The following is an 11690-nucleotide window of genomic DNA, read 5'->3' as shown; positions in this document are numbered from 1 at the left end:
CATGTGGATTGGTCGTCGGGTGCGGTGGAGTTGCTGACCGAGTCCCGGGAGTGGCCCGAGCCGCAGGGGCGTCCGCGTCGTGCGGGGGTGTCGTCGTTCGGTATCAGTGGCACCAACGCCCACGTCATCCTCGAACAAGCCCCCGACACCCCCCAAGCGGAGCAGCCCGCCGAGGAATCCGACCCAGTCCCGGCCGTTCCCCTCATCGTCTCCGCGCGTTCCGCCGAAGGCGTCCGGCGGCAGGCGGCCCGGCTGCGCGAGCACCTCCTCGCCCACCCCGGACTGCGTCCGGCCGACGTCGGCCTCTCGCTCGTGACGACACGCAGCGCGTTCCTGCACCGTGCGGCCGTGATCGCAGCCGGGCACGAGGACGCCGTCGAGGGGCTGTCCCGGCTCGCCGACGGGGTACCCGCCGCGCGCACCCTTCCCCCGGCGGTCGCCGGCGGCGGCCGGCTCGCGTTCCTCTTCACCGGCCAGGGGTCCCAGCGGATCGGCATGGGCCGGGAACTGTACGCCACCCACCGGGTGTTCGCCGAGGCGTTCGACGCGGTGTGCGGCCGGATGGAACCGTCGCTGAAGGATGTCGTCTTCGGCGACGACCAGGAGCGGCTCGACCGCACGGAGTTCGCGCAACCCGCCCTGTTCGCCCTGGAGATCGCGCTGTTCCGGCTGCTGGAGTCGTGGGGTGTGCGCCCGGACTTCGTCCTGGGCCACTCCCTGGGCGAGCCGGCCGCCGCCCACGCGGCCGGGATCCTCGATCTGGACGATGCCTGTGCGCTGGTCGCGGCGCGTGCCCGGCTGATGCAGGCCGCGCCGGACGGCGGATCCATGGTGGCCATCGCCGCGAGCGAGGAGGAGGTGCGGCAGTCGCTCCTCGGACTGGAGCGCTTTGTGTCCGTCGCCGCCGTCAACGGTCCCGCCGCCACGGTCGTCTCCGGGGACCGCGACGCCGTCCTGGAGATCGCCGACCAGTGGGCGGCCGAGGGCCGCCGGACCCGGAAACTACGGGTCAGCCACGCCTTCCACTCGCCGCACATGGACGGGATCCTCGAAGAGTTCCGCGACGTCGCGTCCCGGCTCCGACACCGGCCGGCGGAGATTCCGCTGGTGTCCAACCTGACGGGTGCCGTGGCCGGCGCCGTCGACGCCGACCACTGGGTGCGCCACCTGCGCGGAACCGTGCGCTTCCACGACGGTGTGCGCACACTGTCCGGCCTGGGGGTCCGCACCTTCCTCGAACTGGGCCCGGACGGCGTCCTCGCGGCCATGGCCCGGGACTGCCTGTCGGAACCGGCGGGCGGGGCCGCCGCGTCCCCGGAGCGCGCCGTGGTGTCGTCGCCCGTGCTACGCCGGGGGCGGCCGGAGGCCGAGGCGCTGGTCACGGCGGTGACCCAGGCCCATATGGCGGGTGCGGGAGTGGACTGGACCGCCCTGTTCGCAGGGGCCCGTACGGTGGCCCTGCCGACGTATGCCTTCGCGCGCGACCACTACTGGATGCGGGAAGGCGAGAAGCCCCGCACGTCCCGGCAGGAACGAGAGGGGCGGTTCTGGGCGGCCGTCGAGAGCGGTGACGCCGGGGCTCTGGCCGAGCTGCTCGGAGAGCCGGTGGACGGAGAGCGGGGGCTCGGCGACGCGTTGCGCGCCCTGTCCGGCTGGCGGAACCGGACCCTCGCCGCGGACCCCGACGGCACCCTGCGATACCGGGTCGGCTGGCAACCGCTGGCCGACGGGCTCGCGCCCCGGCTCACCGGCACCCGCTTCCTCCTCGTCGTCGCCGAGACCGGACGGCCCGGGACGGAACGGACCGGCGCCCGCCGCGTGGGCGAGGTGAAGGAGGCCCTGCTGGCGCACGGGGCGGAGGTGCGGTCGGTGACGGCGGACGCGAGCCGGCTCGCCGAATCCCTCAAGGCCGCCCTGCCGGACGGGAGCGACGGAACCACCGCCCTGGTCGCGTTCCCCGAGGACGGCGCGTGGGCCGCCGAACTGCTCGCCACGACGGACGAGTTGGGCATCGACGCACCGCTGTGGTGGCTCACCGCGGGGGCCGTCGCCGTGGCGCCCTCGGAACCGGCCCCCGTGCCCGGGGCCGCGCTGCTGTGGGGGCTCGGCCGGGCGGCGGCCCTCGAGCACCCCGGACGCTGGGGCGGATTGGTCGACCTGCCGGCCACCGACGGCGCCCTGGACCGGCGAGCCCGGTCCCGGCTCTGCCGGGTGCTGGCGGGCCAGGCGGCCGGCGAGGACCAGGTGGCCCTGCGGCCGGCCGGGCTCCTCGGCCGCCGGCTGGTACGCGCCGGGGCCCCGGACGGCGAAGGGCCGGAGTGGACGCCCGGTGGCACCGTGCTGGTGACCGGGGGGACCGAGGGGGCCGGGGCCCACGTCGCCCGCCGGCTGGCGGCCGCCGGCGCCCGGCACCTCGTCCTGACCGGTGACGGGTCGGACCCGCACGGGCTGGCCGGGGAACTCGGCGCGTCCGGTGTCCGCGTCACCGTCGCCGCCTGCCGGACCGACGACCGCGAGGCGCTGACCCGGCTGCTGGCGGAGCACCCGCCGGAGGCCATGGTGCACGCGGAGGGGACGAGCCGGGACGGATTCGTCGCGGACCTGGCCGGCGGAGGGTACGCGGACCTCGTCGCCGGGCGGCGGGCCGGGACGCACCTGCTGTTCGAGCTCGCCGAGGGGCTCGACCTCTCCGCGTTCGTCGTCTTCTCGTCCCTCGCCGGGATCCTCGGCGGGGTCGGCCAGGCGGCGCGGGCGGCGACGGACGCCTACGCCGAGGCCCTGGCCGCGGGCCGGGCGGCGCGCGGACTGCCGGTCACCTCGGTGGCCTGGGGGCCGTGGAGCGGCGACCCGTCGGCCGACGCGCTGCGGGAGGCGGGGCTGCGTCCCCTGGAACCGGAGGACGCGCTCGGGCCGCTGCTGCGGACCGCCGGCCAGGACGGGAGGGCGATCCTCGTCGCCGACGTCGACTGGGCGCGGTTCGGCGCGGTGTTCACCGGCGCCCGGCCCAGCGGGCTCGTCGACGCGTTCCTGGCCGAGCCGGGCCCGTCGGCGGACGCCCCGGCCCCCGCGGCGGCGTCGGCGCTCATGGAACTGTCCGGCCCGGAGCGGCACCAGGCGCTCCTGGAGCTGGTGCGCGCCCACACGGCCGTGGTGCTCGGGCATCCGGCACCGGAGGCCGTCGACGTCGGCCAGGGCTTCCTGGAGATGGGGTTCGCCTCGCTCATGGCCATCGAACTCCGCGACCGCCTGACCGCCGCCACGGGCCTGCCCCTCCCCGCGACGGCCGTCTACGACCACCCGACCCCCGAGGCCCTGGCGGCCGGACTCGCGGGGGAACTGGACTCACGGGCCGCCGAGGCGCCGGCCGGGGACTGAGCGAGACCACACCGCGCGAGAAGCGCGAGAAGAAGAAGGGGCCGAGGGCGGTTCGCCGTCCACGGCCCCTTCTTCTCTGTTTCTTCTCTGTTCCTCTCTGTGCGGCGCGACCCCTGGCCTACGTCAGCCTCTGCCGATCAGCTTCAGGAAGTCGTCCAGCCGTTCCCGGTCGGGTTGCTGGGCCTCCCACCGGGCGGCGGCGTCGTCCTGGACCGGGAGCACCCGGGGGAAGAGCGGGCCGCCCATCGGGTCGCCGGGGGCCAGGCCCGTCTCCCAGAGGATGGGCATGACGCCCTTCTGCGGGGCGAAGGTGACGCCGTCGCCGAGCCAGCGGGAGACGAAGGCCCGGCGGCCGTGTTCCGGTGCGGTGCCGGTCGCCCCGTGCAGCGCGGCCGGGTGGAAGATCACGGCGTCGCCGGGGGCCAGGTCCCAGCCGAGCAGGTCGCTCTCGTCCCAGGTCAGCACGTCCCGGGCCGGCTCCTCGGCCGTGACCGCGGCGTCGGCGGCGGTCGTGTCCCCGGCGCCCATGGCCCGGTGCATCAGGCTGGAGGTGACGGGCGCCCGGCGGCGGTCCCAGCGGTGGGAACCACGCACCACGGTGAGGGCGGCGGTCTCCGGCCCGCACGCGTCGAGGGCGATCCACAGGGCGCAGACCTGGTCCCCGCTGATGGGGAAGGACGAGGCGTCCTCGTGGAAGGGCGTCGGCTTCGCCGTGCCCCGGGGCTTGGCGAAGACCTGGTCGTAGAAGGCGGTCACGGTCTCGGAGCCGAAGAGCCGGCGGGCAATCCGCGACGCCGGGGACCGGAAGACGAAGTCGCGGAACGTCTCGTGCGCCTTCCACATGAAGGCGTCGCCGTTGGCCTTGCCCTCCGCGAAGTCGGCGGTCGCCTGGGCCAGCAGAGAGGGGTGGGCGAGGACGTGGTCGACCGCCTCGGAGATCCGGGTCACCCACTCATCGGAGAACAGCCCGGACGCCCGGATGGCGCCGTCCTCGCGGTAGGCGGCCACCTCCTCGTCCGTGAGTTCGCGCAGTGGAGCTTCGGGAGCATGCACGGTCATGGCCACCTCGTCCCATGGAAGACATATTCGAGGCGACGCTACTGTCGGTTCCCACCCCGCCCAACCCCTAATCCGGGGCGGCGGACTAGGGGCGGGCAGGGGTAGAGCGCCGCTTTCCCCGCGGCGTAGCGTCCGGCACGGCAGAGGTGGCGATCGCGGTCACCGCAGACCCAGGCGCGGAGGCGGGGAATTGAGCGACCAATCAGGCGGCGTCCTCGAAGTGGACGTCATCGTTGCCGGTGCCGGCCCCACCGGTTTGCTGCTCGCCAACGAGCTGGCGCTGGCGGGAGTCCGGCCGGCCGTCGTGGAGGTGCTGCCCGAACCCACCGGACAGTCAAGGGCGTTGAACCTGCACCCCCGCACGTCGGAGATCCTGGACATGCGGGGCCTCCTGGCGAGACTTCAGGAGCATCCCATCGAACTCGGCTTCCTGAAGCGGAGTTTCTTCGCGGGCATCCCCGTGGCCCTCGACAACGAGCCGTTCGGGTCCCGCTACCCGCGGCAGATCGGTGTGCTGCAGTCGCGGGTGGAGGCGCTGCTGGAGGAACGGCTGCGCGGGGACCACGGCGTCACCGTGGAGCGCGGCACCGAGCTCACCGGTTTCGTCCAGGACGAGGACGGCGTCCTCGCCACGGTACGCGGACCGGAGGGCGAGAGCCGGCTGCGCGGCCGCTACCTGGTGGGGTGCGACGGTTCACGCAGCCGGGTGCGGAAGCAGCTCGGTCTCGCCTTCGAGGGGACGGACGGCGGCCCGCAGACCCGGGTGGCGGCCGATGTGACGCTGGTGCGCCCGCCCGAGGAGTGGTTCCCCGAGGCGCCCCCGCAGGATCTGCCGGCGGTGGACGGGCGGGACGTGCGGCTGGTGCCGGACGTCGGGCTGACCGGAATGATCACACTGAGCCGGGGCGGCCGGCAGACGCACTTCTCGTTGGTGCCCCTGGAGAACGGCGTGTACCGGCTGATGTTCTCCGATCCCGAGCAGGCGGGCGGCCCGGCGATCCCCCGGGACGCGCCGATCACCGACCAGGAGGTGCGGGACGTCCTGCACGCGGTCGGGGGACCGGCCGCCGAACTGAAGGAACTGCTCTGGGCGTCCCGGTTCGGTGACGCCTGCCGGCAGGTGGACCGCTACCGGGAAGGACGGGTGCTGCTCGCCGGGGACGCGGCCCACATCGTGTTCCCCATCGGCGGTCAGGGCATGAACCTCGGCCTGCAGGACGCCTTCAACCTGGGCTGGAAGCTGGCCGCCGTCGTGCGGGGCCGGGCGCCGGACGCCCTGCTGGACACCTACGGAGCCGAGCGCCACCCGGTGGCCGCGGCGGTCCTCGGATCGGCCCGGGCGCAGTCCACGCTGCTCTCCCGGGAACAGGACATGTCGGCGCTGCGCGACCTGCTGACCGCGCTCGTGGAACAGCCGGAGACCAACCGGTACCTGGCGGGCCTCACTTCGGGGCTGGCCATCCGCTACGGCGGGACCGACGACGGACATCCGCTGGTGGGTGCCCTGATGCCCGACCTCGACCTGCTGGTCGACGGCGAGCCGGTGCGCTTCGCCGGCCTGATGCACTCCGGCCGGGGGCTGCTGCTGGAGCTGGACGGGCGGCGGGAGCTGGCGGGTGCTCTGGGCGGCCGTAAGGACCGGGTCTCGCACGTGGCGGCGGTGCCGGTCGAGGGCCGGGACGGCGGGGACGCGCATGACGTCCGGGCTGTGCTGGTCCGGCCGGACGGCCATGTGTGCTGGGCGGCCGGCGGCGCGGGCCCGGCCGCGGACGACGCCGGGCTGCGGTCCGCGCTGGAGCGCTGGTTCGGCGGTCCGGGCGCGGACGGCTGACCGGAACACCCGGCCGGTGACGACACACTGCCCGGCGGTCCTTCACGGACCGCCGGGCAGTGGCGCGCGGGTGCCTCACTCCGGGACGGCAGTGGGCTCCGGCGCACGGCCGGCTGGTTCCTGCTTTCTGGCGCGGGGGAGGAGCAGGGCCGGCACGATCGTGAGGGCGGTGAAGCCCAGGACCCACCAGAAGGTGGTGTCGAACGCCTTGGTGAGCGCGGCGGGCCCGGGCCGCCCGCCGTCGGTGTGGTGGGCGATCTGGCGCTGGAGGATGACCGCGAGGACCGCGGTGCCGAAGGAGCCGCCCAGCCGCTGGACGACCGAGATGGCGCTGGTGGCCCGGGGGATGGCGGCGGGTTCCAGACCTTGGTAGGCGGCACTCATGATGGGCACCATCGACGCGGCGATGCCGATGCCCCAGATCAGCAGGGAGGCGCTCAGCAGCCAGATGCTGGTGTCGGGCTGGACCTGGGTGTAGGCGAGCGTGCCGCCCACGCCGATGGTGACACCGGCGAGCACGATGGGCCGGGCGCCGATGCGGTCGGTCAGCCTGCCGACGTAGGTGAGCGCGACGATGGTGCCGATCGACTGCGGAGCGAGCAGCAGACCCGCGTCCAACGCGCTCTTGCCGCGCACCTGTTGGTAGTAGAGCGGCATCAGCAGCATGGCGCCGAAGACCGACATGCCGCCCAGGAACATCAGCAGGGTGGCCACGGTGAACGGCCGATGACGGAACAGCCGCAGGTCGATTACGGGGGTGACGCGGGTCCGCAGCGCGTGGGCCGCGAAGGCCACGAGCAGCACCACACCGATCGCCAGGGACAGCACCACCGGGGTGGAGCCGAAGCCCTCGGGCCGACTGGTCTGCGACAGGCCGTAGATGAGTGCCGCGAGGCCGGGTGAGAGCAGGCAGAGCCCCAGGGTGTCGAGCCGGGGGGCGTCCCGCGCCGGGTCGTCCTGGTCGCGCGGGACGCCGCGCCACGCCAGTAGCAGGGCGATGAGGCAGATGGGCACGTTGACGTAGAAGATCCAGCGCCAGCTTATGGTGTCCATGATGGCGCCGCCGACCAACGGGCCCACGATCGGGGCGAGATGGCCGGGGACGGCCACGATGCTCATGATGCGGCCGATCCGCTTGGGGCCGGCGGCGCGGACCAGGATGGTCTGCATCACCGGGGAGATCAGGCCGCCGCCGATGCCCTGCACCACCCGGAAGGCGATCAGGCTGCCGACGGACCAGGCGGCGCCGCACAGCGCCGAGCCGACGAGGAACGCGGCCAGCGAGAAGAGCCACACCCGCCGGGCGCCGAACCGCTCAACGGCCCAGCCGGTGAGCGGGATGACCACGGACAAGGCGAGGAGGTAACCGGTACTTGTCCACTGGATGGTGGAGATGTCGGTGTCGAACTCGCGGGAGAGGCCGTCTATCGCGACGCTGACGATGGTGGCGTCGAGCATCGAGGCGATCGCGCCGATGACGAGGATGACGCCAAGTCTGATGAGTGTGGGGTCCAGCCGGTCGGGTGGGGGGTGCTCGTGCGTGGAGGAGGGAGCTCCGGTGGACGGGCTTGTCATGCGAGTGACTCTACACCGTGTGGTGTAGTTGTTGTATCCTCCTTTCTGTGAAGCCAGGAACAACGGATGGACGGGACGCGGGAGTTCACCCGGTGGGCGGCGGCCCGGCGGGTGACAGGCCGCTGCGTCAGGGGTCCGCGAAGAAGCGCACGGCCATCGCCCGTGCGGCGCTCGAACTCTTCGTACGGGACGGGGTCGCCCGCACCAGCGTGGACGCCGTCGCCGCCCGCGCGGGGGTCTCCAAGCGCACGGTCTACGACTACTACGGCAGCAAGGAACGGCTGTTCCTGTCCGTCCTGGAGGAGACCGAGTCCGCGTACGCCGAGCGGTTCACCGACATGGTGGGCCGCACCCTCGGCGGCGTCACCGACCCCGCCCAACTGGAGCCCGCCCTCGTCGCCTTCGGCCGCGAACTCGGCTCCACCGTCATCCGCTCCGCCGGCCGGGCCGACGCGATACGCCTGGTCATCACCGAGGCGCCGCACTTCCCGGTGCTCCTCGACCGCTGGAGCGCCCCGGGCGTCGAGCAACAACTCCTCGCCGAGCGGCTGGCCGACTTCACCGCACGCGGCCTGCTCGCCGTCCCCGACCCGCTGGAGGCGGCCGCCCACCTGGGCGCGCTGGTGACCAGCAGCGTCAACCACCGTTCCCTGTTCGGGGTCCTGACCGTCGACGACGCGGAGGTGGAACGGATCGTGGACAGCGGCGTACGTGCCTTCCTCCGCGCCTACCGCGTCACCGCACCGGCCGGCTGAGGGGACCGACGATGCCGTTACCGCACCCGACCCGGGCCTCGGAGCCGCACACCCCGTCCGGGGTGTCAGGCGGGCGCCGCACCGCTCGGCTGGAGCCACACCGGCAGATCCGCCCGGCTGCGCACGTCCAGCTTGCGGTAGGCCCGGGTCAGGTGCTGCTCGACGGTGCTGACGGTGATGTAGAGCTTGCGGGCGATCTCCCGGTTGGTGTGGCCCTTGGCGGCGAGCGTGGCCACCCGCCGTTCCGCGTCGCTCAGCGCGGTCGCCCCCGCCGTGTCGGGCGACACCTCCGGCACCTCCTCGGTCAGACTCGCCGACAGCCGTCGCAGCAGCGGCTCCGCCCGGCACTCCGTGGCCGTGTACCAGGCCCGGCGCGCCATCATCCGGGCCCGGTCCGACTCGCCGAGCACATGGTGCGCCTCGCTGAGCTCGGTGAGCGCCTCCGCCAGCTCCAGCCGGTCGCCGTGCTCCTGGAACTCCTCCGCGGCCCGGCGCAGGAGATGGGGACGCCGTCTGAGCTCGCCGCAGGCGGCCAGCGTGCGCAGGCCGATGCCGTGCGTCCGGCCGCGCCGGGCCCCCGGCCGGGCGAACTGCTCCTCGGCCAGCCGCCGGGCCTCCTCCTCGTCCCCGTGCCGCAGCAGGGCCCGGGCGGCGTCGGCCCGCCAGGGGATGAAGCCCGGCAGGTCCATGTCCCAGGCGGTCATGAGCTCACCGCAGGTGGCGAAGTCGCTCAGGGCGGCCCGCAGCCGGTCGGTCGCCAGGTAGTAGCGGCCGCGTGCGTAAAGATAGGCGAGCCCCCAGCGGGTCTCCAGCACCGCCGGCGGCGGCACCCGGGTCAGTACCTCCGCCTCGGCGTACCGGCCCAGCGCGGTGAGGGCCTGGAGCAGGGTGCCCAGGGGAGCGCCGGCGGCCACTCCCCAACTCCGCTCCGACATGGCCGAGAGCGCGGTACGCGCGTGCCCCTCGGCGGCGGTCGCGTCGCCCAGGCGCAGCGCGATGTCGCCTCGTATCGCGTGCAGCGTGGCCTGCCAGGCCGGGGAGCGCCGGGCGGACGCCTCCAGCAGCAGGGCGTCACACCAGGGCGTGGCCTTGTCCAGCCGGTCCGCGTAGATCAGCGCCAGCAGGGCCAGCCGGACCGGTTCGAGGGCGGCGTGCCCCAGGTGGCAGCCCTGCAGGACGTGCTCGGCCGCGGCGAGGGCCTCCGCGTTGCGATCGTTCCGGAGGACGGAGGTGAAGGCGGTGGCCGCGCGCAGCCGCATGTCCATGGAGGGCGCCTCGAAAGGCGGTTCGCGGTCGGGCGGCGGCCAGGCCGGCGCCGGCGTGTGCTGGAGCAGCCCCGGGCAGGACGCGCTCGCCCACAGGCGGAGGGCGTGGAGCTCGTGCACCGCGCGGGGGCTGTCCGCGTCGACCGTCTCGTGCAGTTGCTTCAGGGCGTCGGCGGCCTCGTCGAAGTGGCCGTGCCAGACGAGGGAGACGATGGGAGCCGTCGGGTCGGCGTCCCGCAGCAGCCCGTCGTGGAGAGCCGTCGTGAGTTCGGGAAGTAACCGGGCCGTCGCCGAGGGGTTGAGGCGCCACTCCACGCTGGCGAGCTCGGTGGCGAGCGTGGCGCGCAGCCGGTCGTCCGAGCAGGCGCGGTGGGCGAGCTTGAGCAACTCGACCGCCCGCTCGGTGTCGTCCTCCGACAGGGCCTGGCCGGCCGCCTCGCGGAGCACGGGCACCGCCCACGGGGCTTTGGCCGGACCGGAGGTGACCAGGTGGGCGGCGACGGCCGGGGCCGGTGCCCCGTCGCGGTAGAGCAGCTCGGCGGCCCGGAGGTGCAGCCGGGTCCGGTCGTGCGCGGCGATGTTGTCGAGGACGGCGGCCCGGGCCGCCGGGTGCCGGAAGCGGCCGTCCTCCAGCAGTCCCACCGTGCCCAGTACGTCCACGATGTGGTCGGCCCGGTGCGGCTCCACGCCGAGCAGCCGGGCCAGCAGCACGGATGTGCAGGCGTCGCCGAGGACCGCCAGCCCACGGGCTCCCGCCACGACGTCCGGGCCACAGCGGTGGAGGCACAGCAGGACCGCGTCCCGGTAGGCGTCGCCCACGGCCGGGTCCCGGTCCGGCGGCCCGGCCGGCCGGCGGGCCGCGGCGGCGTGGTCGTCGATCAGGGCGCGCACCAGCAGCGGGTTGCCGCCACTGAGCGTGGCGCAGGCCATGGACAAGGACTCGGCCGGTCCGGGGCCCACCCGGTCGGCGAGCAGTTCCGCGATCCCGGCCGGCGAGAGCGGGCCCAGCCGGATGCGCCGGCAGTGCGGATGGCTGAGCAGTTCGGCGCGGAACGAGTCGAGCGTCGGCTCCAGCACCGCCCGCTCGTTGAGCACGATCAGCACGGGCTCGGAGGCCAGTCGCCGCGCCAGGTAGGAGAGGAACTGCAGGGACAGCCGGTCCGCGTACTGGATGTCGTCGACCACGATGACGACCGGGCCGTGAGCGGCCAGTTCGAGCAGCAGCGAGCACAACTCGTGGATGACCCGGACGTGCTTCCGCTCGATGGTCCCGAACTCCGTGCGGCCGGAATCGGCCACGCACTCGTCCACCAGCTCGGAACTCCGCTGCGACTGGCTCGCCGTCAGCGGCGCCGTGTGGAAGAGCTGGCCGGCCACGCCGAAGGGGAGGTACTGCTCGGCCTGGGAGGCGCTGGCGTGGAGCAGCAGCGCGCCCAGGTCCGGGACGTCGTCGCCGAAGGCGCTCACAAGGCTCGTCTTTCCGCAGGCCACCGGCCCGGTGACCAGTGCGACTCCTCCGTCGCCGTGCAGGCAAGCAGTCAACAGAGAGCGCAATTGTTTTAGCTGGCTGCCCCGTTCAACTAGCTTCACAAGTCCTCCGTGTTTCCATTCGGTGCGGCGTTCACAATTCTCCGGTGTCTGCGTCCCTGTGTGCTGTGCTCTCGATGGTGTGGCCTGACTTACACCCCGTCAAGTATGGAATTGGTAACCTGATCGCCGCGCCGGACAAGGGGGGATGTTTCGGATGATCCCGTTGTTTGGACCGGTCAGAGGTGGCATTTTGCCAAGTAAACGTGGCGTACGTCGCACCACCCTCTCTGAGGTGCGAGA

The 11690-nt window shown here is 73.7% G+C and carries 6 protein-coding genes; 3 read left to right on the top strand and 3 right to left on the bottom strand.

Going from position 1 to position 11690, the window contains the following annotated elements:
- A partial coding sequence (locus ACH4PU_RS35115) for an SDR family NAD(P)-dependent oxidoreductase (protein WP_398281746.1) occupies positions 1-3375 on the top strand: 3375 nt, incomplete at its 5' end.
- A gap of 123 nt (positions 3376-3498) precedes the next feature.
- On the opposite strand, the gene ACH4PU_RS35110 is transcribed toward ACH4PU_RS35115, so the two are convergent.
- Positions 3499-4434 carry a phytanoyl-CoA dioxygenase family protein gene (locus ACH4PU_RS35110; protein ID WP_398281743.1) on the bottom strand — a complete coding sequence of 312 codons (936 nt, stop codon included), beginning with the start codon at positions 4432-4434 and terminating at the stop codon, positions 3499-3501.
- A gap of 190 nt (positions 4435-4624) precedes the next feature.
- Here ACH4PU_RS35110 and ACH4PU_RS35105 point away from each other — a divergent pair, with 190 nt between their 5' ends.
- Positions 4625-6265: an FAD-dependent monooxygenase gene (locus tag ACH4PU_RS35105; protein WP_398281741.1), complete on the top strand. Its 1641-nt coding sequence runs from the start codon at positions 4625-4627 to the stop codon at positions 6263-6265.
- Between the two features lie 75 nt (positions 6266-6340).
- Here ACH4PU_RS35105 and ACH4PU_RS35100 read toward each other — a convergent pair whose 3' ends face one another.
- On the bottom strand, positions 6341-7840 hold the full coding sequence (locus tag ACH4PU_RS35100) for an MDR family MFS transporter (RefSeq protein ID WP_398281738.1): 1500 nt from the start codon (positions 7838-7840) through the stop codon (positions 6341-6343).
- A 47-nt stretch (positions 7841-7887) separates the two neighbouring features.
- On the opposite strand from ACH4PU_RS35100, the gene ACH4PU_RS35095 reads away from it, so the two are divergent.
- Positions 7888-8595, top strand: a complete 708-nt coding sequence (locus ACH4PU_RS35095) for a TetR/AcrR family transcriptional regulator (RefSeq protein WP_398281735.1) — start codon at positions 7888-7890, stop codon at positions 8593-8595.
- 65 nt (positions 8596-8660) lie between these two features.
- Here the strand turns inward: ACH4PU_RS35095 and ACH4PU_RS35090 are convergent, their stop codons facing one another.
- A complete protein-coding gene (locus ACH4PU_RS35090) occupies positions 8661-11450 on the bottom strand; it encodes an ATP-binding protein (protein ID WP_398281732.1) in 2790 nt (929 codons plus the stop codon).
- Positions 11451-11690 lie beyond the last annotated feature (240 nt).

It is taken from the genome of Streptomyces sp. NPDC021100 (assembly GCF_044333095.1).
Taxonomy (GTDB): domain Bacteria; phylum Actinomycetota; class Actinomycetes; order Streptomycetales; family Streptomycetaceae; genus Streptomyces.
Note: the sequence above shows the minus strand (reverse complement) of the source record. Positions and strands in the feature narration are given on the sequence as shown.

Coding starts and splice junctions, on each gene's coding strand:
- ACH4PU_RS35110 (WP_398281743.1), bottom strand. CDS start 4,434: ATGACCGTGCATGCTCCCGAAGCTCCACTGCGCGAACTCACGGACGAG.
- ACH4PU_RS35100 (WP_398281738.1), bottom strand. CDS start 7,840: ATGACAAGCCCGTCCACCGGAGCTCCCTCCTCCACGCACGAGCACCCC.